This window comes from Alteribacter keqinensis (genome assembly GCF_003710255.1).
In the GTDB taxonomy this organism is placed as follows: Bacteria; Bacillota; Bacilli; order Bacillales; family Salisediminibacteriaceae; genus Alteribacter; species Alteribacter keqinensis.
Genome location: NZ_RHIB01000003.1, coordinates 604,161 through 628,948 on the forward strand (window position 1 = coordinate 604,161; position 24,788 = coordinate 628,948).

25 protein-coding genes and 1 rRNA gene are annotated in these 24,788 nt (G+C 45.2%); 20 read left to right on the top strand and 6 right to left on the bottom strand.

The annotated features are described in order from the left end of the window. The first annotated feature begins 57 nt into the window (after positions 1 to 57). The gene (locus EBO34_RS18415; RefSeq protein WP_122901319.1) at positions 58 to 1,800 is read left to right on the top strand and encodes an ABC transporter ATP-binding protein; all 1,743 of its coding nucleotides are present in this window, start codon (positions 58 to 60) and stop codon (positions 1,798 to 1,800) included. A 52-nt stretch (positions 1,801 to 1,852) separates the two neighbouring features. Here the strand turns inward: EBO34_RS18415 and EBO34_RS18420 are convergent, their stop codons facing one another. Next, positions 1,853 to 2,932, bottom strand: coding sequence for an FUSC family protein (locus EBO34_RS18420; RefSeq protein ID WP_122901322.1), 1,080 nt, complete (start codon positions 2,930 to 2,932; stop codon positions 1,853 to 1,855). 228 nt (positions 2,933 to 3,160) lie between these two features. Then, the gene (locus EBO34_RS18425; RefSeq protein WP_122901324.1) at positions 3,161 to 4,447 is read right to left on the bottom strand and encodes a glutamate-1-semialdehyde 2,1-aminomutase; all 1,287 of its coding nucleotides are present in this window, start codon (positions 4,445 to 4,447) and stop codon (positions 3,161 to 3,163) included. An 827-nt stretch (positions 4,448 to 5,274) separates the two neighbouring features. On the opposite strand from EBO34_RS18425, the gene EBO34_RS18435 reads away from it, so the two are divergent. The 5 genes from EBO34_RS18435 to bcp all read left to right on the top strand — a co-directional run bounded on the left by EBO34_RS18435 (position 5,275) and on the right by bcp (position 9,178). Further along, a complete protein-coding gene (locus EBO34_RS18435) occupies positions 5,275 to 6,285 on the top strand; it encodes an ABC transporter ATP-binding protein (protein ID WP_122901328.1) in 1,011 nt (336 codons plus the stop codon). 4 nt (positions 6,286 to 6,289) lie between these two features. Further along, a complete protein-coding gene (locus EBO34_RS18440) occupies positions 6,290 to 7,081 on the top strand; it encodes an ABC transporter permease (RefSeq protein ID WP_122901446.1) in 792 nt (263 codons plus the stop codon). Between the two features lie 6 nt (positions 7,082 to 7,087). Further along, positions 7,088 to 7,873, top strand: a complete 786-nt coding sequence (locus EBO34_RS18445) for an ABC transporter permease (RefSeq protein WP_122901330.1) — start codon at positions 7,088 to 7,090, stop codon at positions 7,871 to 7,873. A 345-nt stretch (positions 7,874 to 8,218) separates the two neighbouring features. Beyond that, a complete protein-coding gene (locus tag EBO34_RS18450; protein WP_122901332.1) occupies positions 8,219 to 8,647 on the top strand; it encodes a potassium channel family protein in 429 nt (142 codons plus the stop codon). 63 nt (positions 8,648 to 8,710) lie between these two features. After that, positions 8,711 to 9,178, top strand: coding sequence for a thioredoxin-dependent thiol peroxidase (gene bcp, locus EBO34_RS18455; RefSeq protein ID WP_122901334.1), 468 nt, complete (start codon positions 8,711 to 8,713; stop codon positions 9,176 to 9,178). A gap of 40 nt (positions 9,179 to 9,218) precedes the next feature. Here the strand turns inward: bcp and EBO34_RS18460 are convergent, their stop codons facing one another. Then, on the bottom strand, positions 9,219 to 10,052 hold the full coding sequence (locus tag EBO34_RS18460; protein ID WP_122901336.1) for a hypothetical protein: 834 nt from the start codon (positions 10,050 to 10,052) through the stop codon (positions 9,219 to 9,221). A gap of 136 nt (positions 10,053 to 10,188) precedes the next feature. On the opposite strand from EBO34_RS18460, the gene EBO34_RS18465 reads away from it, so the two are divergent. Next, positions 10,189 to 10,656, top strand: coding sequence for a hypothetical protein (locus EBO34_RS18465; protein ID WP_122901338.1), 468 nt, complete (start codon positions 10,189 to 10,191; stop codon positions 10,654 to 10,656). 42 nt (positions 10,657 to 10,698) lie between these two features. Here EBO34_RS18465 and EBO34_RS18470 read toward each other — a convergent pair whose 3' ends face one another. After that, complete coding sequence (locus EBO34_RS18470) at positions 10,699 to 11,484, bottom strand: hypothetical protein (RefSeq protein ID WP_122901340.1); 786 nt, start codon at positions 11,482 to 11,484, stop codon at positions 10,699 to 10,701. Between the two features lie 155 nt (positions 11,485 to 11,639). Here EBO34_RS18470 and EBO34_RS18475 point away from each other — a divergent pair, with 155 nt between their 5' ends. From EBO34_RS18475 to EBO34_RS18520, 11 genes are all read left to right on the top strand, one after another. Further along, positions 11,640 to 12,128, top strand: a complete 489-nt coding sequence (locus EBO34_RS18475) for a hypothetical protein (protein WP_122901342.1) — start codon at positions 11,640 to 11,642, stop codon at positions 12,126 to 12,128. Continuing rightward, entirely contained in the window at positions 12,121 to 13,230 is a 1,110-nt protein-coding gene (locus EBO34_RS18480) for an aminopeptidase (RefSeq protein WP_122901344.1), read from the top strand. The genes EBO34_RS18475 and EBO34_RS18480 overlap by 8 nt, the downstream gene beginning before the upstream one ends. 613 nt (positions 13,231 to 13,843) lie before the next feature. After that, on the top strand, positions 13,844 to 14,794 hold the full coding sequence (locus EBO34_RS18485) for a D-2-hydroxyacid dehydrogenase (RefSeq protein WP_122901346.1): 951 nt from the start codon (positions 13,844 to 13,846) through the stop codon (positions 14,792 to 14,794). Between the two features lie 30 nt (positions 14,795 to 14,824). After that, on the top strand, positions 14,825 to 15,136 hold the full coding sequence (locus tag EBO34_RS18490) for a cyclic-di-AMP receptor (protein ID WP_122901348.1): 312 nt from the start codon (positions 14,825 to 14,827) through the stop codon (positions 15,134 to 15,136). A gap of 115 nt (positions 15,137 to 15,251) precedes the next feature. Then, entirely contained in the window at positions 15,252 to 15,686 is a 435-nt protein-coding gene (gene perR, locus EBO34_RS18495; protein ID WP_122901350.1) for a peroxide-responsive transcriptional repressor PerR, read from the top strand. A 147-nt stretch (positions 15,687 to 15,833) separates the two neighbouring features. Beyond that, complete coding sequence (gene uxaC / locus EBO34_RS18500) at positions 15,834 to 17,222, top strand: glucuronate isomerase (protein ID WP_122901352.1); 1,389 nt, start codon at positions 15,834 to 15,836, stop codon at positions 17,220 to 17,222. Positions 17,223 to 17,238: 16 nt separating this feature from the next. Next, positions 17,239 to 18,309, top strand: coding sequence for a mannonate dehydratase (locus EBO34_RS18505; protein WP_122901354.1), 1,071 nt, complete (start codon positions 17,239 to 17,241; stop codon positions 18,307 to 18,309). Next, positions 18,287 to 19,138, top strand: coding sequence for an SDR family oxidoreductase (locus EBO34_RS18510; RefSeq protein ID WP_122901448.1), 852 nt, complete (start codon positions 18,287 to 18,289; stop codon positions 19,136 to 19,138). The genes EBO34_RS18505 and EBO34_RS18510 overlap by 23 nt, the downstream gene beginning before the upstream one ends. 16 nt (positions 19,139 to 19,154) lie before the next feature. Continuing rightward, entirely contained in the window at positions 19,155 to 19,319 is a 165-nt protein-coding gene (locus tag EBO34_RS20835; RefSeq protein ID WP_183163955.1) for a hypothetical protein, read from the top strand. Between the two features lie 2 nt (positions 19,320 to 19,321). Next, positions 19,322 to 20,473 (top strand): Gfo/Idh/MocA family protein, encoded by a 1,152-nt coding sequence (locus EBO34_RS18515; RefSeq protein WP_122901356.1) that lies wholly within the window; start codon positions 19,322 to 19,324, stop codon positions 20,471 to 20,473. A 23-nt stretch (positions 20,474 to 20,496) separates the two neighbouring features. Beyond that, on the top strand, positions 20,497 to 21,585 hold the full coding sequence (locus tag EBO34_RS18520) for a Gfo/Idh/MocA family protein (protein ID WP_122901358.1): 1,089 nt from the start codon (positions 20,497 to 20,499) through the stop codon (positions 21,583 to 21,585). A 63-nt stretch (positions 21,586 to 21,648) separates the two neighbouring features. On the opposite strand, the gene EBO34_RS18525 is transcribed toward EBO34_RS18520, so the two are convergent. Further along, on the bottom strand, positions 21,649 to 22,797 hold the full coding sequence (locus tag EBO34_RS18525) for an ROK family protein (RefSeq protein WP_122901360.1): 1,149 nt from the start codon (positions 22,795 to 22,797) through the stop codon (positions 21,649 to 21,651). A gap of 164 nt (positions 22,798 to 22,961) precedes the next feature. After that, positions 22,962 to 23,312 carry a YgzB family protein gene (locus tag EBO34_RS18530; RefSeq protein ID WP_122901362.1) on the bottom strand — a complete coding sequence of 117 codons (351 nt, stop codon included), beginning with the start codon at positions 23,310 to 23,312 and terminating at the stop codon, positions 22,962 to 22,964. 179 nt (positions 23,313 to 23,491) lie between these two features. Between EBO34_RS18530 and EBO34_RS18535 the strand changes: the two genes are divergently transcribed. Then, positions 23,492 to 24,370, top strand: a complete 879-nt coding sequence (locus EBO34_RS18535) for a nucleotidyltransferase-like protein (protein WP_122901365.1) — start codon at positions 23,492 to 23,494, stop codon at positions 24,368 to 24,370. Positions 24,371 to 24,688: 318 nt separating this feature from the next. After that, positions 24,689 to 24,788 (top strand): 16S ribosomal RNA (locus tag EBO34_RS18540); the annotation flags it as partial.

Consider the following 24,788-nt stretch of genomic DNA (forward strand, 5'->3'; position numbering starts at 1 on the left):
CAAAAACAAACACTAACAATAAACATTCACCGTTGATCAGACAGGAAGTGAAAACAAATGGACAGTATTAAACGGTATATGCAGTTCGTAAAACCATACTGGAAACAAATCATCATCACTGTACTCATCGGGATGCTGAAATTCGGGATCCCGTTAATCATCCCGTTTCTTATGAAAGTGGTCATCGATGACATCGTCGGAGCAACGGATCTTACAACGGGGGAGCAGCTGAACCAGCTGTACTGGCTGATGGGAATTGTTCTTTTTATCTTTATTTTCCTCCGCCCGCCCGTGGAGTACTACCGGCAGTATTTTGCCCAGTGGACGGGGAGCAGGATTCTTTACGACATACGAAACCAGCTGTTTACCCACCTGCAGAAGCTCAGTCTCAGGTTTTATTCAAACAACAAATCGGGGGAAGTCATCTCCAGGGTGATCCATGATGTGGAGCAGACGAAGAACTTTATCATTACAGGGATGATGAACATCTGGCTGGATATGTTTACGATTATTGTGGCCATCATCATCATGCTTACGATGGATCCGTTACTCACCCTTGTAGCAGTGCTGCTGCTGCCGTTTTATGGCTTATCGATCAAGTTTTTCTACACACGGCTCAGAACCCTTACCCGGGACCGCTCTCAGGCACTTGCAGAAGTGCAGGGCCATTTACACGAAAGGCTTCAGGGCATGAACGTGATTCGAAGCTTTGCCCTTGAAAATCACGAGGAAAAGCAATTTGACACCCGGAATGAGAACTTCCTGGAAAAAGCACTCGATCACACACGGTGGAACGCCAAGACCTTTGCGGTGATCAATACGCTTACGGATGTGGCACCGATCCTCGTTATTGCAGTGGCAGGAACCCTGGTGATTCAAGGATCCGTAACCGTGGGGACAATGGTGGCCTTTGTGGCCTACATGGACCGCCTTTACAACCCGCTTCGCCGTCTCGTCAATTCATCCACCACACTCACCCAGTCCATCGCGTCCATGGACCGGATGTTTGAACTCGCCGATGAATCGTACGACATTGAAGACAAAAAAGACGCAGTGGCCATGAAAAATCCAAAGGGTGATGTGACATTCGACCACGTATTCTTTGGCTATGAAAACGAAGAGTTTGTTCTTAAGGATCTTCATTTTCACGTGAAGAGCGGCGAAACGATCGCCTTTGTGGGAATGAGCGGTGGCGGAAAAAGTACAATTATGAGTTTGATTCCTCGGTTTTACGATGTAAGCGACGGCCGGATTCTGATCGACGGCAAAGATGTTCGTGACTATAAGGTGCGAACCCTCCGTGACAGAATCGGCATGGTACTTCAGGACAACATTATCTTCAGTGAATCAGTGAAATTTAATATACTCATGGGGCGTCCCGAGGCGAGCGATGAAGAAGTATACGAAGCAGCCCGGGCAGCGAACGCCCACGAATTTATCGAACAGCTCCCGGACGGCTACGATACCAGCATCGGTGAAAGGGGCGTGAAGCTCTCCGGCGGTCAGAAACAGCGCATCGCCATTGCCCGCGTCTTCCTGAAGAGCCCAGAGATACTTGTGTTTGATGAAGCCACCTCGGCACTGGATCTTGAAAGCGAGCAGCTCATTCAGCAGTCCCTTTTCGAACTGGCAAAAGACCGGACCACCTTTATCGTGGCACACCGCCTGTCTACAATTACCCATGCGGACCGGATTTTCCTGATCGAAAACGGGCGTCTCGTCGAGCAGGGAAGCCACGCCGAACTGATGGCCAGACAAGGCTCGTATCACAAGCTGTTCCAGGTACAGCATTTGGATTAACCAGATCTCCAACAGAAAAAGCAGCCCGTCAATGATGGCGGGCTGCTTTTTTTTAATCTCTTCGTTCCAATACTTTTACTTCATTTTCGTCCTTGTGATACTTGAAGAAGCTGGCAACAAGACGATCCAGGTGCTCAAGCTCCTCACTGTATTCTACAATGAGAGCCACAACCGGGAAGAAGTGAATCCATTCACTGCGTTCAATTTCTTTATCCTCATGAAGACTGAAAAAGACATCAGTGAGCTGGCGCTTGCCCACATCCACTTCTTCGTACAAGTCCTCTGTCGTGTGGGGCCTTACTTTCCCCATATATTTAAGCATGATCCGCTCGTGATAGTTCGTGAGGTAGTCGAGCTGAACCCGGACGAGATCCTGAAGCTCATCAGGCATCTGCTGCATGCTGTTTTCGTGCTTGCTCAGACTCCGCAGAATATCAAGACATTTCTTCGTCGAATACAGCATCTGCCTGAACAGGACCACTTTTCGCATCCGCGGATACTCATTCTTTTTAAAATACGTACGCTCATCTTTATATAAAAGAAAGATATTATCCATTTTGATCATGGTGTCTTTCAGTTTCTTCAAATCCTGCTTGAGCGTATGGTACTCCGCTTCGTGACGCGTCATCAGCCGGATCCACTGAATAATCTGCTCATTGGCATCCGTAATTTTGTGAAAAAGATGGTTCTCATGCTTCGGCGGAAGGAAGATGAGGTTCACAACAAACGATGACGCCACCCCGATCATGATCAACAGGAAGCGAGATGATGCAAATGAAATAAAGTCCTCTGACGGTGCTTCCATAATAATGATCGCTGTCACAACAGCAAGGGGGATAATCGCTTCTTTCCCGAGCTTCAGGTTAATGGCAATGATCAGGACCACGACCACACCGACCACAAAAGGTTCGTGTCCGAATGACAAGACGAACACAACGGCGAGCACAGCACTGATGACATTTGCCTGAAGCTGGTCGAGAATGGTCATAAAGCTTCTGTAAACCGACGGCTGAACAGCAAACACCGCTGCCAATGCAGCATAAACGGGGGTATCAAACCCGAGCCAGGCCGCAATATAAAGGGCCATTACAACTGCCAGACCGGTTTTTAAAATACGGGCTCCTAGCCTCATAACGTAACATGTTCCTTTCTTCTAAAACCGTGTTATTCAAACACGTTTATTTCATAAAAAAATGGTTATCGAACGTACTATACACCTGATTTCCAATTCAATCAAGTTACTTTTTACATGTAGTGTTCCACGTAACCGTCCTTGTAAACGCAAACACCCTTCAACCGTAAAGGATTGAAAGGTGGAGAGATTTTTGTATCATTTCATTTGGAAATCAGGATTGTATGCTTACAGCTTGGAAAATGCAGCTTCAACCGCTTCCAGCGTCTTCTCTACATCATCTTTTGTATGTTCCGTTGTCAGGAACCACGCTTCATACTTTGACGGGGCAAGATTCACGCCCTGTTCGAGCATGAGTTTAAAGAAGCGTGCAAACATCTCACCGTCACTGTTTTCGGCTTCATCGTAATTTGCCACACCATCAACCCCGAAGTACACCGTAAGTGCCCCTTTGAGACGGTTCAATGTTATCGGTACGCCGTGTGTCTTTGCGTGCCTGCGGATCCCTTCTTCAAGCATACCGCCGAGCTCGTCCATTTTTTCATACACGCCTGGTTCTTTAAGCACTTCAAGGCAGGCAATTCCGGCACGGATCGAAGCGGGGTTACCGGCCATCGTTCCCGCCTGGTACGCAGGTCCAAGTGGGGCGACTGTTTCCATAATGTCCTGGCTTCCCCCGTAGGCACCGATCGGTAGACCTCCGCCGATAATTTTACCCAGTGCTGTCATGTCCGGCTCCACACCGCAGTAATTCTGGGCGCCGCCGTACTTGAACCGAAACGCTGTTATTACCTCGTCGTAAATAACGAGGGCACCGGCATCGTGAGTGAGTTCGTTCACCGCTACCAAAAATCCCGGAGCCGGTTCAACGATCCCGAAGTTACCCACAATCGGTTCAACGAGAACCGCAGCCACTTCATCACCCCAGTGATCAAGAGCCTGCTTGTAACTCTCGATGTCGTTAAACGGAACGGTAATCACTTCTTTGGCAATGGCTTTTGTCACACCGGCACTGTCCGGGCTTCCAAGTGTGGCAGGCCCTGATCCGGCAGCGACTAAAACAAGGTCGGAGTGACCATGGTAACAGCCGGCAAACTTGATAATTTTATCCCGCCCGGTGTAGGCACGGGCCACACGGATCGTCGTCATGACCGCTTCTGTCCCGGAGTTCACAAACCGCACTTTTTCCAGCGAAGGCATAGCTTCTTTCAGCATAGCGGCAAACTGGTTTTCATAGCGGGTGGGGGTGCCGTACAAAACCCCGTCTTCAGCCGCACCCTTGATCGCTTCTGTAATATGGGGATGGGCATGGCCGGTAATAATCGGTCCGTAAGCCGCCAGATAATCGATGTATTGGTTTCCGTCCACGTCCCAGAAGTAAGCACCTTTAGCACGCTCCATAAATACAGGAGAGCCTCCGCCTACAGCCTTAAACGAACGTGATGGACTATTAACGCCCCCAAGAATATGCTCCTGGGCAACTTCATTATGTTTTTCTGACTCCGTAAACTTCATATTGAATAAATCCTCCTCTAAAACTCAGGTCCGTTTCATTGTAGCACAGTGGAAAAAATGGATAGCTGATTTCGTGAAAATTGTAGCTGTTTACTTTAAAGTACTGAAAAAAGAAGATGAGTAGTGCCGGCAAGCTTTTTCAAGTTAAAGACGGGCACTGAAAAAAAATAAACTTCTTTAGAAGTCAGATGTTGATTTACGCTCATTGCGCTCTCTTTCCGCGGGCGGTTCGGGAGCCTCCTCAGCGCTATGCGCTTGCGGGGTCTCCCCGGAACTCGCTTTTCCCGCAGGAGTGTCGCGCATTCGCTCCAATCAACGCTTTTATACAAGAGGTTGTGGTGAATGTCACCAGTTGTTTTTTGACAACAGATCGCTAAAGCAAAACCAACAATCTTTACGAAAAACACACCCAAACTCTTTTCACACTTTAAGACTAAGGGAGGTTAACTTTGGGTTAAATTTATACTCTGATTCTCAACCTATTGTGCTTCGTTGAACGGAATACGTGACACTCCTGCGGAAGTGCGAGATAGACGAGACCCCGCAGGGGCAAAGCCCTGAGGAGGCTCGTCGCGAGTCCGCGGAAAGGGAGCGTATTCCGTTCAACGAAGCTTAGATCATCAATGAGAAGCTGATAATCCCACAAAATTGGTAGAATGATCGGTACCACCACGGAAAGCGAAGGGCACTCCGGCTTCATCAAAATGCACTTTGTAATGAAGAGGAAGCAAAAACAGTTGATTTGAAAACATTATTAAAGCAACTATCTTGAAGGAACACCTCCCATTCGATAAACTAGTAAGGTTGTTACGAGAGGAGGAAACCTCATGAACGTCATTGAAGTTCACGGGTTACGAAAACAATTTAAATCGTACTCAAGCAGAAAAGGCCTTGCAGGCGCTTTTCGCGACTTGCTTACGAGAAACTATACGATTTTAAACGCCGTTGACGATATATCCCTCAATGTAAAGCAGGGTGAGATGGTCGCCTACATCGGTGAAAACGGAGCCGGTAAATCCACCACGATCAAAATGCTCACCGGCATTTTAACCCCGACCGCAGGAACAGTCAGGGTAAACGGAATGGATCCCCACAGGCAGCGGGAGGCATTTGTCCGCACAATCGGTGTTGTATTTGGCCAGCGCTCCCAGCTCTGGTGGGATATCGCGGTTCAGGAATCGTTCCGCCTGCTGAAAAAAGTATATCGTCTGTCTGACGAGCACTACGATACACATATGAAAGAAGTCATTGAAACACTCGAGATCGAACCGCTTCTTGATAAGCCGGTGCGAAAGCTCAGTCTCGGTCAGCGAATGCGCTGTGAATTGGCAGCCGCACTCATTCACAATCCGCCTCTGCTTTTCCTGGATGAGCCCACAATCGGTCTGGACGTTCTGGTAAAAATGAAGATTCGCGAGTTCTTAAAAGATATCAACCGCAAATACCAAACGACGATTCTTTTAACGACTCACGATTTAAGTGACATCGAAGCCCTTTGCGACCGGGTCGTTCTGTTGGATGAAGGAAAGATCATCTACGACGGAGCCCTGGATAAACTGCAGCAGAACTGGGTCGAGGGTAAGCAGGTGCAGTTTGAGTTTCAAAAGCCGGTGGAAAAAGAGGCCCTTGAAGAATTGACTGCTCATTTTCCGGTCAAGTGGCGTGCAGGGGATAAAATGAGGGGCTGGCAGGCAACGGTGGACGGGGACGATGACGTGGTTTCCCAGCTGATGGCCACCGTCATGAGCCACTATTCCATCAGTGACGTGAAGCTGAATCAGGTGTCTACAGAAGAGATCATCCGAAACATCTATGAAGAAGGTATCCGTCATGGTTAGCCGGATAAGCATGTATCTGGAAATGCTCCGGATCCGGTTTTTAATGATGCTTGCCTACCGGACCAATTATTATAGCGGCATTTTAATTTACAGCATCAACATTGGCGCGTACTACTTTTTGTGGCAGGCGATCTACGGAGGCCAGGAATCTATCCAGGACCTTAGTATCGTCCAGATGACCACCTATGTAGCCATCGCATGGATGGCCCGGGCATTTTATTTTAATAATATTGACCGGGAAATAGCCCAGGAGATCCAGGAAGGAAAAGTAGCGGTGGAAATGATTCGGCCGTACAACTATCTCGGCATGAAAACGATGCAGGGACTCGGGGAAGGTCTTTTCCGGCTCCTCTTTTTCTCCGTACCGGGAATGGTTATTGTCTGGCTCGTGTTTCCGATCAGCTTTTCCAACGACCTTTCGATCTGGGGACTCTTCTTTATTTCACTCGTGTTCAGCTTTATCGTAAATACACAGATTAACTTGATTACAGGAATTTTAACGTTCTTTTTACTTTATAACACCGGACTCATCCGGGCGAAACGGGTCGTCATTGACCTGTTTTCGGGACTTTTGCTGCCGATTTCCTTTTACCCGATGTGGGCTCAGGATATTATGACATTTCTGCCGTTTCAGGCGATCAGCTACATTCCGTCTATGATTTTCACGGAAGGGTTCACAGGCAGCGAAGTGTATTCGGCACTCCTTTTGCAGCTCATGTGGTCAGTCATTTTATTTATTCCAATTACATTGCTATGGATGTCAGCCAGACGCCGGCTCATCGTACAAGGAGGGTAACGGGCCATGTTCTACGTATCGATCTTTTTCCAATACGCATCACAGTATATGAAAACACGGCTTCAGTACCGCTCTGACCTTGTGGTTGAGCTGTTCTCGGACCTCTTGTTCCAGGCCGTGAACCTGATCTTTATCCTTGTGGTGTTCGGCCACACCACACTCCTGAGCGGCTGGAGCCGGGAGGAGATTATCTTTATCTACGGATTTTTCCTCGTACCTTATGCGATCTTCAGTTCGTTTTTTAACATCTGGGACTTTAATGACCGCTACATTGTAAAAGGGGAAATGGACCGGGTCCTCACAAGACCCATCCACAGCCTGTTTCAGATTATTATCGAACGGATGGAGCTGGAATCCATGTTCGGCGTCATTACCGGACTTGCGATCATGTTTTACGCCGGCTCCCAGCTTGGGCTAACCCTTAGCTGGTACGATCCGTTTATGTTTCTTCTGATGGTGGCCGGAGGCTCGCTCATCTATGCCGGGATCTTCATCATTTTGGCGAGCATCAGTTTCTGGTCCGATTCGCGAACCGATATTATGCCGATGATGTACAATATCGGAAACTACGGACGCTATCCGGTGGACATCTACAACCAGGTGATCCGCTACGTGCTCACGTGGATTCTGCCGTTTGCGTTCGTGGGAGTGTACCCGGCTGCCTTTTTTCTAGGCCGTGATGAATGGTACTTCTACGCCTTTTTAACCCCGGTAATGGGGCTGATCTTTATTTCAATCAGCGTGTTTGCATGGAATGAAGGCGTGAAAAGGTATCGCGGCGCGGGGAATTGATTCGTAGGTGTTCTGAAGAGAAGATTACGGAATAATTGAAGTTTTGTTGTAAAGCTCACGGATTCCTCCGTATAAAAAGAAAGAATACAACCTCCATGAAAATAGTTTCTTTATTCACACTAAAAAGTCCGGATGCTGAAGGAATGTCCGACACTCCTGCGGTAGTAGGGGCCAGACGAGACCCCGCAAACGAAGGAGGCTCGTCGGTACCACCGCGGAAAGGGAGGACATTGTTTCAGCATCCCTCTTAAGTTACAAAAGCTAAGTGACCATGACGTCTTTCAAAAGGTTCCTTGTCCTACTTCACCTCTCCTGCTCATATATAAGTAAGAGAGGTGAATCAGGATGGGAACCTTTTTGCTTTGGTGTGTAACCATAACGTCGATTTTAGGCATTGTCATGAGCCTGCTTTTACTCATTCAAAATCAGCCGCCTCAGGGAAGGCGTGTTTCAATACGGAACTTCCTCGTTCTTTTGCTCGTCTATGCCACAGTAATCACCGGATTCGGCTGCCTGTACCTGAGCCTCCATTTCAAAGGGTACCCGGTGCTGATGGAAGGAACAGGACGGATGTCCGGGTCGCTCATTCACTTAGTCGAAGACGTGATGTACTTTAGCGCCGTCACGATCCTTACCGTCGGATACGGAGACATCATTCCCCAGGGCATCGGCCGCTGGATTGCCATGATCGAAGCCCTCATCGGCTACCTTCTTCCGGCAGCGTTCGTGGTGACCACCGTTATTTACAACGAAAACAAGCCAAATCGTTTGTAGCCCGGGCAGATCTTGGTTATCCTTATAGGAGACAAGATTACACACGAGAAGGAGTGTTTTCACATGACAGTAGAAGTTGGTCAAAAAGCACCTGAATTTACACTTAAGGCAAACAGCGGAGAAGAAGTAAGCCTGTCCGATTACAAAGGAAAGAACGTCGTCCTTTATTTTTATCCGAAAGACATGACGCCGGGATGTACAACCCAGGCCTGTGATTTTCGCGATAACAAAGAGAACTTTGAGGAAGTGGACGCGGTGATTCTCGGCGTAAGCCCGGATCCGGTCGAGCGTCACGAAAAATTCATCGACAAGCACGGTCTTCCGTTTTTACTTCTCGCCGACGAAGACCACAAAGTGGCTGAAGACTACGGCGTGTGGAAGTTGAAGAAAAACTTCGGCAAGGAATACATGGGCATTGAACGCTCAACCTTCATTATCGATAAAGAAGGAAACATCGATAAAGAATGGCGCAAAGTCCGCGTGAAAGGGCATGTGGAGGAAGCGCTTAACTACTTAAAAGAAAAGCAGTAAAAAAAATCGCCCCCGGACCGCGATCCAGGGGCGCTTCCAGCTATTCATCCGATCCACCGTCGTCCTCAATCATCCCGTCATGATACATGTCTTCGTTCACCTCAAAACCAAGTTCATTCTCAAGATAGTTCGTCACATCCTGAAGATTATTCGTATCAAACACGACGCCGTCTTCACGGACAACGTAGTAGGCGGGGTACTCATCAATGAAATGGTCAAAAAAACCGACCTCATCATTATAATAATGTCCCAGGATAACGTGCTGATCTTCTGCACTGTATTCATAAAGCTGGTCCCCATCAAACATACTGTCATACGAAAAAACCTCATCCAAAAACGACAGAACAGCCACAGTTTTATCGGAATGATACCTGGACAGATCGTACCGGTCCAGAATCGTGCCTAAATCCTGCCTTGGGAAAATAATTTCATCTGCTTCGTGGATGGGAATAAAAGCCGGGTACAATAGGACATTTTGATCACGGCCTGTTGTTACCTCCGGCTCAAAATCGCCCCGCACATTAATCTTGATCCGTTCAGTGGAAGATGCCAGAAAGCTGATGGTGTTAAAGCCCATTCCCGAAAGCTCTGCGGAAAGCTCTTCACCGGTTTCCTCGTATATCAATTTCGTATCCTGATCCAGAAAAATCCTGTAGATTTCCGCCTCGTAGGAGTCGCCAACGAGCTCGTCCGAAAATTCCAATACTGTACCTGAAATGTTGTCTTCCACAAATAAAAGAAACGTGTTTGCCCCCATGCTCCCCAAAAGGGTCCCCTCCATATCCGCCTGACCCTCTGTTTTCTCCACCGCCCCGCAGGCCGTCAGAAAAAACAGCCATCCGATTAATCCCGCCGCAACCTTCATCTGTCTCAACTCCCGAACTCCTTAGTCATTCAATCGTAACACGAGGATTTTGGTAAAATACATACATTTTTTCTTGAATTTTCCCTTCGTTTATCCATTATCTGCTAAACTTGAGAGAGAACCTGATTTTGGAGGCATGGTCACCTTGAAACAATTCGCGCCACTCATCATTATCGCTGCCCTGATCGGCGGAGCACTGCTGTTTTTTCAGGACCCCGTAGAGGAAGTGTTCGATCCATACTGGGAACGGGAACAGGCAGGCTTTGACGCTCAGGAGTGGGAGATTACAATTTTCATAGATGAAGGGGAGGAAAGGCTCCCGGAAGTTGGTGTAAAGCTCGTGTATCTCGGGGATCCGGAGGACATCACGGATTATGAATTCTTTTACAGCAGTATGAACACGATCGGAGGATTCTATGATCAGCAGCTCGATCTTAAAGACTTCGGCGGAGAAATTTTTTACCGGACCTCCTGTAATTTCTGCAGTGAAACAGAAGATTATTCGGAAGGCGACTTCTCATTATCGTGGAAAAAGAACGGGGAAATCCACACCGTAAAAGAGCACTTCACCTATCCCGGGTATGTTTTCAGGGAAATGCAGGAACAGGAATAAAAAAGCTGTCCTTCTTCAGCTTAAAAGGACAGCTTCAACAGCTTATTCTTCATCAAAATACTGGTCAAAAAACGTGTACACCTCGTCCAGAGAGGCACTTTCATGCACCACTTCCTGTTCCCCGTTTATGATCATAAACCAGGGAAAGGACGCCACTACATCTTCATATAACGTTTTGTCTTCATGATGACTCATCCGTCTGAAGACAGCCTGAGCGTTGGAGTTTGAGTAGTGATGAATCTCATCGTAAGCCGGATCATGCCAGTTCCACTCAAAAGGCTCGTCCGAAAACTCCATCACGATAAGCCACTCCATGTTCCTCGATCCTCTCCCTAAATCCAAGGAGTCGATCACATCCTCTTTATCCGGCCTCGTTAAAATAAGTTCCTCTGCTTCATACACCGGAAGAAGGGACCACTCGTATGAAAAACGGGATTTCTGCTCTGTTTTTTCTATTGGGGTGAAGTCTTCTGTAAACGAGGCTTTCACTTGAAGGGGAATGGCTGACCTGAACGTATTCATCCGGGCCAGCGTGTCCGTATCATCTGAAAACAGCTCCACTTTTTCTCCGTTTTCTTCCACTTTTATCACCGTCTCGTCGGTAACATGAACGAGATAAGCCTCAACCTCGTAATCTTCCTGTGATTCTACATGACCATGCCCAGGCCATTCATAGTCAGCCCCCGAATAGCTGTCTTCCACAAACAGCACAAACATTTCCGGCTGATCCATGTGAATCACAACCGAACCCTCTACATCTGGTTCATCCGCCATAACCCCGCACCCTGAGATTAGAATGAGAAGGGTAAAAAAGATAAGTCCTTTCATAAATCGTTTCTCCTTTTTCTTTTCTACTAGTCATCCTATCACGAAGAAAACGGCGAATAAACAAAGTTTGGAAAATTAAGATAAAAATGTTGTCAAATGGTGGAGAACTTCTGATAGGATGAGGAGAGAATGCTCGAGAAAAGGAGGTCACAACGATGAAACAACTACTCCCACTGGTAATCATTGCAGCCTTAATCGCCGGGGCCATGATTTTCTTTCAGGATCCTGAAGAAGAAAGGGAGCCGGACTGGTCGAGAAACTCCGCCATGGCAGGAAGCCCGTGGAGTTTCACGATGTATGCACATTACGGGGACGAACCGGAAATCGGCTTTACCGCTGAATTCATAAATGAAGAAGAATGGGAAACCATTGAAGCTGTAGAGGTCTTCATTGCGACCCACGAACCTCCGGGCGGACTCTATTATCAGGACCTGGATGTTGAAAACTTTGAAGGAACCCTTACATATCAGGAACCGTGCAGCTTTTGTGACATGGAAGAAGCTTTCTACGATACGATGACAACCTATGCTACGGTTAAAGTAGCCTGGCAGGCAGACGGGGAAGTCTATGACCATTTTCACCACTTCCAGCTGCCACACGGGCTTTTTAAACACGAAAATGAAGGAGAGAATACAAATGAATGACCCTCGAATTTCACACTTGGCCGATCTCCTGCTTGATCACTCCATCGGCTTAAAAAAAGGCGAGCGTATCCTCATTAAAGGCCACGCTGCATCAAAACCCCTTATGACCGAACTAATTGACAAGACCTATGAGCGGGGCGGCTACCCCTACATCGAACTCCTGGACGATGAGCTCGGACGTCACCTGAGTATGGGGTACGAAAAAGAGCAGCTCGAAACCCAGGCAGCCTGGGCCCTCCAGCGTTATAAAGATGTGGATGCCGTCATAGCCGTGATTGCCGAAGAAAACGACGCAGAAATGGCAGAGGTGCCGGGGGAGAAATTCCAGCTCCGTGGAGAAGTGTTCAAGCCGGTTCAGGAGTTTTACATCAACAACCGCCGCTGGGTGCTCCTTAATTACCCGACACCGGCACTGGCTCAGAAAGCCGGGATGAGCACTAAAGCGTTCACTGACTTTTTACTCAATGTGTGTACCGCTGATTATAAAAAAATGGAGAAGGCTTTTGCTCCGTTAAGAGAACTGATGGAAAAAACCGACCGCGTACGGATCACTAGTCCGGGAACAGACCTGTCTTTTTCCATTAAAGACATTCCCGCTGTCCCCTGCGCCGGAGAGGCAAACATTCCCGACGGCGAAATCTACACGGCTCCGGTAAAAGACAGCGTGAACGGCACGATTACCTTTAACACACCATGCCCGTACCGGGGAGTGACCTACCACAATGTGAGCCTTACATTTGAAAAAGGACAAATTGTTAAAGCCTATGCCGACCAGAAAGAAAAACTCGAAGAAATCCTCAATACGGACGAAGGAGCCCGCTACGCCGGAGAGTTTGCCATCGGGGTGAATCCGTATATCCTGCACCCTATGGGAGACATACTTTTTGATGAAAAAATCGGAGGAAGCCTTCACTTCACACCTGGCGAAGCCTATGAAGATGCCGACAACGGCAACCGGTCCTCCGTCCATTGGGATATGGTTCTCATCCAGCGTGAGGAATACGGAGGGGGAGAGATCTACTTCGATGGCGTCCTTGTGCGAAAAGACGGCATTTTCGTCCCCGAAGAACTTCAGGGGCTCAACCCTGAAAAATTAAAATAAGCCCTTAAGGGCGCGTGACCAGTCCGGATCAAAAAAGTCGCATAGTATTTAAGTATAGGTGATCCCAATCCCTCTTCAATAATATAAATTGCAGGCGAGACAAACCAGTCTCGCTCTTTTTTTCGCTTTTTTCTTAAAGGTTGCTGTTCACAAATTCCGCTGCAGGCAAACGCTTTCCCCGTCATCACTTCAGCCTTCTCGAGGAAGTTGCCTTCTGCTTCTTCCTCTACCAGCTTAACCTTCGACGAATATGCGTCGAAGCAACTAGTAGCTCATTCAAGCTGTAACTGCTCGTAGTTGATGCTATTCCCGCAGTCGCCGCCTTAGATTGGAACGAATGCACGACACTCCTGCGGGAAAAGCGAGTTCAGGGGAGACCCCGCAGACGCAAAGCGTCGAGGAGGTTCCCGAACCGCCCGCGGAAAGGGAGCGCAATGAGCATAAATCAACACCTGAGTTTAAAAAAGCCACCTCTAAAAGAATGAAGTCTTATCCCGGCACCCCGCGGAAATCAAAGAGCATTCGCATTTCAACACCACATCAACAGGCATTTTTTTAACTGACCCGTTAAATATGATAAAATTTAAATTAAAAGTAATAAGGAGTCCAGCCAATGAATGTCGTGACTACAGCAAAAATCCGCCGTGATTTACGTGAAGAACTGCCAAACCTCTTCCCGGAGGTAACCTTTTCGTTCAATGAATCCATTGACGAAGCAGAAAAAGACCTGCCGTCCGCTGACGTTCTCCTTACCTACGGGGAGGATCTGACTGAAGATCACATTGACCAGGCCCGCAACTTGAAATGGATCATGGTCATCTCAGCCGGATTGGAAAAAATGCCGTTTGACGCCATCGCCAAAAAAGACATTCTCATAACCAATGCCCGGGGCATTCATGCCACCCCGATGGCAGAATACACACTTGCCATGATGCTTCAGGTATCCAGGTATGGAAAAGGGATTATCGAGCAGGAACAAAACGAAGTGTGGTCCCGTAAACTGACAATGACCGAATTAAAAGGAAAAACAATCGGTGTACTTGGTGCAGGAGCCATCGGCAGTGAAATTGCCAGACTCGCCAAAGCCTTCGGGATGACTGCCATCGGTCTGAACCGGAGCGGAAGACCTGTCGATCATTTTGATACAATCATCACCTTCAAAGATCTGAATCAGTTGCTCAACGAGTCTGATTACGTCGTGTCTGTTCTGCCCCATACCGATGAAACCGACGGAATGCTTACAGCCGATTCTTTTAAAGCGATGAAAAAGGAAGCCATATTTATAAATATAGGAAGAGGCACTGTCGCAAGGGAGGATGTTCTCTTACAAGCACTGCAAAACAAGGAGATCTCCCATGCCGTACTTGATGTATTCGAAGAAGAGCCGCTTCCGAAAGGACATCCATTCTGGAGTACGGACCGGATAACCGTGACACCGCATATTTCAGGCATATCACCGGAATACCAGCCGAGAGCACTTGAAATTTTTAAGAATAACCTAAAGGTTTTTTCAGGCGGAGGAACGAATTATCAAAATAAAGTTGACCCCTCAAAAGGATATTGAGGATTTAGATGATAAAAGGGGAGAGGCAAGATGAAACTAGTGGTATGTATCGTCCACAACCGCTACAGTGACGCTATGGAAAAAGGACTCAAAGACAAAGGCTACCGGATGACGGAGCTGGCAAGCAGCGGCGGATTCTTGAAAAAAGGGAATACCACGTTTCTTCTCGGTGTAAAAGATAATGATGTTGATGCTCTCCAGCGGGAGATGCAGACGATCTGCCTTAACCTTGAAAAGAAGAAAGGAAAAGCAAAAGATGTGGACAGCCGCTATACCTCCTTTGTAGTAGAAGCAAAAGAGAGCCTGCCAATCCTTGCTGCCTTTCAAAATAAATCAAACTGAGCCTGTGAAAAAAGAAGCGATTTAAGGTTGTATTCATTGACAAACTTTGTTAGCATTCGCTATACTAATTGTAAATATTATAAAGTAAGAATGCTTTTCGGAAGAGGTGTTGAACATGGAAAACCATCGACTGCAGGAAGCCTTGCAATCTTTAAAAAGTACGAAAGTGCGCATGACACCTCAACGCCATGCTATTCTTGAATTTCTTTTCGATGCCAAAACCCATCCCACAGCGGATGATATCTACAAGGCGCTGGAAGGGAAATTCCCTAACATGAGCGTCGCAACTGTCTACAATAACCTTCGTGTTTTTAAAGAAGCAGGCCTGGTGCGTGAACTGACTTATGGTGACTCTTCCAGCAGATTTGACAGCAACACCACAGACCACTACCATGTCATCTGCGAAGATTGCGGTAAGATCGTTGATTTCCACTACCCGGGACTCGATGAAGTGGAAACACTGGCTGAACATGTAACAAACTTTAAGGTGAAGCACCACCGTATGGAGATATATGGCACATGCCCGGAATGCCAGAAGCACAAACATTAGGAAGCTGCAGGAACGTTTTGTTCCGGGCTTCTTTTTTTTATCCCGAAAGCATGAAAGATCATCCAATAAAGGTTGAATTTTTTCAAAACTATGAGTAGTATGAAAACTAATTAGTTTATCAGGTAAACAAATTAAAAGGAGGAGTATATGATTAACGACAACTTTTTACTAACAAATGATATTTCCAGAGAACTCTACCATTCTTATGCAAAAGAATTGCCGATCATCGATTATCATAACCACCTCAGTGCCAAAGAAATATATGAAGATCGCATGTATGATAACCTTACTGAACTTTGGCTGGCCGATGATCACTATAAGTGGAGAGCCATGCGTGCAAACGGAATCAGTGAGTATTTGATTACAGGGGATGCTTCAGACAAAGATAAGTTTGATGCGTGGGCCGATACAGTTCCCAATTTGATAGGAAATCCATTGTATCACTGGACTCACCTGGAGCTCACCAGGTTTTTTAATGTGGATAGTTTGTTGGGGAGACAAACAAAAGCGTACATATGGGAGAAAACGACTGAAATGTTGAAAACAAATGAGTTATCAGCACGAAACATCCTTACTAAACAGAAGGTAGAATTTGTTGGAACGACTGATGATCCTACTGACAATTTAACCTATCATAAAAAGCTGAAAGAAGAGGGTTTTCCTGTCGTTGTATCTCCTTCTTTCAGACCGGACAAGGGGTTGATGATTGAAGGAGACCATTTTAAAGATTGGGTAATCGCATTGTCTGAAGCTGCTGAGTATGACATTTCAGATTATGAGGAGTTTCTCTTTGCATTAGAAAAAAGAGCTGAATACTTTGATCTGTCAGGGTGCAGAAGTGCCGATCACGGCTTAAACGAACTAAAGTATCAACATGCTTCCTTAGAATATGTATCTACCGTCTTCCGCAAACGGATGAAAGATGAGCGGTTAAGTACTGATGAAATTACGGCATTCAAAAGTTACACCTTAACCAGCCTTGGCCGTATATACAATAAGAAGGGATGGGCAATGCAACTTCATATCGGACCCATAAGAAATACAAACACAAAAAAATACCGCGAGCTGGGTCCGGATACGGGATTTGATTCTATTGGAGACAGTTTGGCTGCGCAACCTCTAAGCAGGCTATTGGACTCTTTGGAGGTTACAGGGGAACTTCCTAAAACGATCCTTTACACAAATAACGCTAAACATAATGATGTTTTTGCTTCCATGGCCGGCAACTACCAGGGAGACTCAATGCCTGGAAAAGTGCAGTTCGGAACTGCATGGTGGCATAACGACAATTATGAAGGGATGATTGACCAAATGACCACGCTTGGTAATATGGTTGTTTTAAGGCATTTTATTGGAATGCTGACGGACTCAAGAAGTCTGTTGTCATTTGTAAGACACGAATACTTTCGCCGGATTCTGTGTCAAATGCTCGGTGAGTGGGTGACTTCAGGAAAAGCGCCGCATGATATAGAGCTGCTGGGTGATTATGTGAAAGATATCAGCTACGGAAATGCAAAACGTTACTTCCGCTTATAAAAAAGGAGTGAAAAGGATGGAGATGAGTTTTCGCTGGTATGGAGAAGATGATCCGGTTACGTTAGAAAAAATCAGACAAATTCCTGATATGAAAGGAATAGTAACAGCCATTTATGATATCCCTCCCGGAGAAACCTGGCCTTATGAAGATATTGTTGAATTAAAAAACAGTGTTGAAGAAGCCGGTCTTAAACTTACTGTCATTGAAAGTGTTCCTGTGCATGAGGAGATAAAGCTCGGCTCAAACAGGAGAGATGTTCTGATTGACCAGTTTGCCCAAACAATTAGAAACCTCTCAAAGGCAGGCATTAACACTGTGTGCTACAATTTCATGCCTGTTTTTGACTGGGTAAGAACCGACCTGGCTGCTGCTCTTCCAGATGGCTCAAACTCTCTTTATTACAGTGATGAAACTGTTCGCTCACTGAATCCGGTGAAGGGAGAGTTTTCACTTCCGGGATGGGACTTATCATACCAGAAAGAAGATCTTGAAACGCTGTTAAAAGACTACAGTTCAGTGACGGAAGAACAGCTTATGGAAAACCTGATTTACTTTCTGAAAAAAATCATACCTGTGGCAGAAGAGAAAAACGTGAATATGGCACTTCATCCTGACGATCCTCCGTGGCCGGTATTTGGCCTGCCCCGTATTGTAAACAATGTACACCATGTCCGAACGATTTTATCTTCTGTAGAAAGCAAGAATAACGGCATAACCTTTTGCACCGGATCATTTGGTGCTGACCGGGGAAATAATTTGGAACAAATAATTGAAACAGCAGAAGGGAGGATTCATTTTGTCCACGCGCGAAACATAACATGGACAGGTTCTAAATCTTTTCAAGAGACTTCCCATTCTGTAAAAGATGGCTCAATAAATATGGTGAGCGTAATGAATAAGCTTTTGGATAAAGGCTTTAAGGGAGCAATAAGGCCAGACCATGGAAGGATGATCTGGGGAGAATCCGGACGTCCGGGGTATGGTCTTTATGATCGGGCGCTGGGTGCTGCTTACTTAAACGGAATTATTGATTCCTACCAGGAGAGGAAGGTGAGGACAAATGATACAGCTGCCATTTACCGTTGATCTTCAAAGCAAGGTAGTGGTTGTAACAGGAGGGAGCGGCGTGCTTGGTTCAACCATGTGTGAGGCATTAGCGAAGTGTGGAGCCAAAGTAGCGATCCTGGCAACAAACCAAGAGAAAATGGACACGTTGGTAAAAAAGATAAGAGAAAGTGGCGGGACTGCCGAAGGGTTTGAAGTAGATGTTTTAAATAAGGATTCACTCGAAAGAGCGCATGAACAGCTGACGTCAACGTTTGGCTCAACAGATATATTAATAAACGCTGCAGGGGGTAATCACACAAAGGCGACCACGACAACTGAAAAGTTAAAGATAGAGGATATATACGATGATTCGAACCGGACGTTTTTTGACCTTGATCCAGAATCCCTAGACTGGCTGTTAAGGTTAAATTACATGGGTACGTTACTGCCTATTCAAGTATTTTCAAAAGATATGGCCGGAAAAAAAGGAGGCTCTGTAATAAATGTGTCATCTATGAATGGCTTCAGACCTTTGACGAAGATTCCTGCTTACAGCGGGGCAAAGGCGGCAATCAATAATTTAACCCAGTGGCTTTCGGTTTATTATTCTGATGTGGGTATCCGTGTAAATGCAATTGCCCCGGGATTCTTTTTAACGAAACAGAACGAAACGTTATTGCTTACAGAAGAAGGGGAGTACACAGATAGAGCAAAGAAAATAATAGAGCATACACCTCTCGGACGTTTTGGTGATGCAAAGGAATTACTGGGAACTTTGTTATGGCTGATAGACTCCCAATCTTCTAGTTTTGTAAATGGTGTAGTTATTCCTGTTGATGGAGGGTTCTCGGCCTATTCAGGCGTTTAATGAAGGGGAATTTAAGTTGAAGGAATATGAAACATTGCTAAAAATGAAAGAAAACAAACTGGCTTCCATAATTCGGGCAGACGGTCCATCCGAAGCCCTTTCTCCCGGTGAATCCTCGTATGAGGGCGGGATTCGGATACTCGATACAAAAATCAAAAAAACAGTAAACAGAGGTGTATAGATATGAAAGAAGTCAGGTTCGGTATTATTGGACTGGGCAGCATGGGGACTCACCACGCTCGTTACCTTATAAACAATAAGATAAAAGGTGCAAGATTAACTGCAGTTGCAGATATTAATCCTGAGAAATTACGCTGGGCAGAAGAGTCAGGCATCCAGTCTTTTACTGATGAAAATGCATTCTACTGTTCGGGGCTGTTCGATGCTGTATTGATTGCAACTCCTCACTACCATCACCCTCCCATCGCAATTAAAGCGTTTGAGCACGGTCTGAATGTTCTATCTGAAAAACCTGCGGGGGTATATACGAAACAAGTAAGAGAAATGAATGAAAAGGCTGAAGAGAGTAAGCAGGTCTTTTCTATTATGTTTAATCAACGAACGAACCCACTGTACCAGAAGTTAAGAGAGCTGATTCAGTCCGGTGAACTTGGACAACTAAAGAGAATCAACTGGACCATCACGGATTGGTACCGTTCACAAAGTTACTATGATTCAGGTGGCTGGCGGGCTACCTGGAAGGGTGAAGGAGGAGGGGTTTTAATTAATCAGTCTCCTCACCAGCTTGACCTCCTTCATTGGATAACAGGGATGGAACCAAGCCGCATAAGAGCGTTTTGCTACTTTGGGAAATACCGGAACATTGAGGTTGAAGATGAAGTTACAGCTTTTCTTGAATATAAAGATAAGGCTACCTGTGTTTTTACCACAAGTATCGGGGAAGCTCCTGGCACGAACAGGCTGGAAATCGCAGGTGACCGTGGAAAGGCAGTTATCGAAGATGGGAAATTTACTTTTTGGAGGCTGAGAGTACCGGAATCAGAGTTCAACCGGGAGTATACCGGAGGGTTCGGTGAACCTGAGTGCTGGAAAATCGATGTACCTGTAACCGGGAAGGAAACGGGACATCAGGGGATCACACAAAATTTTGTGGATAATATTCTTTATGGCACCCCTCTTTTAGCCACTGGAACCGAGGGAATCAAAAGTCTTGCTGCCTCAAATGCTATGCAATTATCTACATGGATTGATGATTGGGTAACATTACCCGTTAATGAGGATTTATACCACCAGAAACTGACAGAAAAAATAAAACAATCAAAAATCGGGAAATCTGTTTCAGATAAAACGTTGAGTGTGGACGGAACATACTAAGTCAGTGGAAAGGAAGTCATTAAATGACTAAAAAGCAGGGAATGAACTATGCCCCAAAAGGAAAACCGAACAAAGTCGTTAAAAAAGGAGAGTTTGTCTTCGCGGCAATCTCTCTGGACCATGGACATATTTACGGGATGTGTAACGGATTAATTGAGGCAGGGGCAGACTTGAAATGGGTCTATGATCCGGATCCTGAGAAAGTAAAGGCCTTTATAAAAATTTATCCTGATGTAAAAGAAGCTTCTTCTGAAGAACAAATTCTAACTGACGATGACGTAAAACTGGTAGCAGGTGCAGCTGTACCATCTGAACGCTGCGCTTTGGGGATGAGGGTTATGGATCATGGCAAAGACTACTTTACAGACAAAACACCATTTACGACACTCGAACAGTTAGAAGAAGCTAGGAACAAAGTTTTGCAAACGGGTTTAAAATACATGGTCTATTACAGTGAACGCTTGCATGTTGAAAGTGCTGTGTTTGCAGGACAGTTGATTGAAAAGGGAGCAATCGGCAGGGTAATACAGGTTACAGGCTTCGGTCCTCACCGTCTTAATTTAAAGAGCCGGCCTGACTGGTTTTTTCAGAAAGAGAAGTACGGTGGAATTCTGTGTGATATAGGGAGTCACCAGATAGAACAATTTTTACATTACGCTGGATGTAAAAATGCAGAGGTCGTCCACAGTAAAGTAGCCAATTACGATGCAAAAGAATATTCTGAGCTCGAAGACTATGGAGATGCAACATTAATTGGTGATAACGGGGCTACGCATTTCTTTAAGGTCGATTGGTTTACTCCGGAAGGTCTAAGCAACTGGGGTGACGGAAGGACATTCATACTCGGTACTGAGGGTTCGATTGAAATTCGGAAGTATGTAGATGTGGCAAGGGACCATGAAGGAGATCATCTCTACCTTGTTAATAAAGAAGGGGAGTACCATTACCCGCTGAAAGGAAAAGTGGGCTTTCCGTTTTTTGGTCAATTGATACTGGACTGCCTGAACAGAACAGAGAACGCCATGACACAAGAGCATGCCTTTAAGGCTGCTGAACTTTGCCTTAAGGCACAGCTGCAGGCTATTACGGTTGAGCAGAACTGGGGAATATGAAAGAGCTGAATTTTAATGAGCCAGGACAGCAACTCTTTAGAGGCAGCTTTTCTGGCTTTTGTGTCAGCGGTGAAAAATAGAGGCAAGCCCCAAAAAGTGTTTCTGTACTATAGCTGATCCACCGAGTGCACATGCTTCTTTCCCGATTCTCGAAGAACGGATTTCTTTATACTTGGCAAACTTGGAATCAAGACGGGATTCTATTCTTTCAATCATGTCAGCATGTGCATTGATGATGGCCCCATTTAAAATAATGGTCTCTGGATTAAAAATGGTAATGATATTGTTTAATCCTATTGATAGCATGTCTAAGTAATCCTTTAGGATATAATGATTTTCTTCTGTAAACATTGACTCAATCCGTTTGTCTTCGTTTATTTCAGGCAGTGCCTTCTTTAATAAAGATCTTAAAGCCGTTTCAGAAGCATACAGCTCCCAGCAGCCTTTATTTCCACACGGACAATCCCTTCCATTGGGATGAACGATCATGTGACCAACCTCACCTGCGAAGCCATGGAATCCTCTAAAGATTTTATTGTCTTGTATAATTCCAAGACCTATGCCTGAAGAAAGGGTTACAGTTAATAAATTTGAATGATAAGCTGTTTCTCCTTGCTCAGCTAACACACACAAATTCGCATTGTTTTCAAGATGTACCGTTGTTTCAAATGCGTCTTCAAAAAGCCTGCTTACTTTCGAGACCAGCCATTGTTGTTTTGGAGTATAGATTTTATCTGTTTCCTTGTTAACAATCCCATGAACGCCTATACCTATTCCAATGAGGCTGTGATGATTATATTCGGAATTATATTGATCGATAAATGGCTGGAGGAAATGAATGATTGTCTGGCAGTTTGAGTAAAAATCGTCACTTGTCAAGGGGCGTTCTTCTTTATGAAAAATTGTTCCTCTTAAGTCACAAAAAACAACAATATAATTATTTTCATCAATATCCAAACCAATACTGTAGCCGGATAACCGGTTTATTTCCAGCTTTATCGGTCTGCGACCCGGTATTCCTTTAAGATATGTTTGACTTTCAACAAGGAGACGATCGTGCAGCAAGGTTTGAACTTGAGAAGATATCGTTGCTTTATTCAGACCGGTTAACCTCGCTACTTCACTTCTTGATAAACTTTTGTGTCTGATGAGGTTATCTAATATTAAGCGTCTATTCATCTTTTTTATATATGCAGAATCCCCTGTTTCCAACTCATTCACCTCGGTCTTTTACTTCATGTTCCGTTTCCATTGTACCAGATCTTTCATTTAGGTATTCAACTTTTGGTTATGGTTTATTGCCCGGCACCTTTAAAACAGCTAGTATCATTAAAAAACAGGCACCCGTAATTACAAGATGCCTGGCTCTTTAAAAATTATTTCTTTTTATGATTGTAAGCTTCGTCGAATTCTTTACCTTCAAGGCTCTTGTCCATCGTCAATGGTTCATCGCAGTACATGCACGCATCAACACGGCCGAGAACCTTGGTCGTCCGTTCACAGTTAGGACAGACAACCTGCACTGTTTTAGTGGAAAGCATGCCGATCCAGAAGTACGTTACGGTACTGGCTATGATGGCAAGAAAACCAAGAAGCATAAACAGTGTCATAAGAAGCGGGCTTGTCTGAAAGAATAAACCTAAGTACATAATGATGATTCCGGCAAATACAAGGATCAGGGCAAAAGAACGAATCTTATTTATCTTATTAGAATATTTAGCTCCCATAATAAACGATACCTCCTAAAGATTGAGTATAGCATATCTTTTTTCTATATAACTATAAGAAACGAAAGTTCAACCCTTTGTCAGAATTTATTGGATTCTAAAACGTAGAAGGGATTTATCCTTCATCGTCGAATTTACTTAGAGCAACATGTTCATATTTACAGGCAGGAGGCATGACGATGGATGACTTTTTACGTCAATTATATCAGGACCGGACAAGCGACTTACATACATTAGGTGTCATGATGATCGAAGGGAAAGACAGTAACGATGCAATAACGGACTACTTTGATGTTGTGCTGCTCGTCATTGTTTCCGAGAACAAGCCAATGTGGGAAACAAAGCACTATACCTACAACGGGGACAAAGTAGCGATGCACCTTGTACACACTGAACAGCTCAACAGCTGGCTCATCAACAGCAGTAACCGGAGAGTATTCGACTGGGTCATGAACGGAAAAGTACTGTTTGACCGAAACGAATTCGTAAAAGAGTTCCGGGAGCAGATGTTTGACTTCCCCCTGGAAGAGAGAAAACTCAGAATCGGAGTGGAGTTTGCCAAGCTGATCCGCAGATTTACAGACGGTAAAGCCTTCTTTAACTCCGGACATGAGCTCGATGCCTACAACCAGATCCTTCACGCCCTTCATCACCTGGCGAGACTTTCGGTTATCGAGCACGGCTTTTATCCGGAGGTAACCGTGTGGCAGCAGGTCAAACAAATAGAACCTGAAATTCATAAGCTGTACTCCGAGCTCGTCACAGGGCAGGAACCTATCGGGAAAAAACTCGAACTGCTTCTTATTGCAAATGAATTTGAGCTTACTTCCAAAACCAGACTCGGAAGCGCACATCTTCTAGACCTCATGGCCAGTAAAGAAGAACCCTGGTCTATTGAAGAACTGAAAACAAGTATGGAAGTAAGTGAATACTCCCTGGATCTCACTATTCTATTGGAGTTTTTAGTACGAAAAGGATATGTGGATGTCGTGAGGGTAAAAACGAAAGGAAATGCGATTTATCACCGGTATTATGAAGTAGGAAAAACTTTTTTATAAAAAAACGAAAATGTTATTGACGAATAATAGTTTTGCGTGGTACATTTTATATCGTCGCAATTGAGCGAATGAAATTCAAAATGTGCCGCCAAAACTTTTATTTAAAAGGTGTTGACATTAAAAACTCAGCATGGTACATTATAAAAGTCGCTGAAAAACAAAAACGACAAAATAAAACGAATTTTACTGAAGGATTTTGATTATTCAGTAATTCGGTTTTGACCTTTGAAAACTAAACAAAAAGCCAAGCGAAACGTGGGATAATGACACATTATCCCGTCAATGAATGAATTAAATGATGTCAGAGACATCAAACTTTCTATGGAGAGTTTGATCCTGGCTCAGGACGAACGCTGGCGGCGTGCCTAATACATGCAAGTCGAGCGGACTGATGGGGAGCTTGCTCCCCTGACGTCAG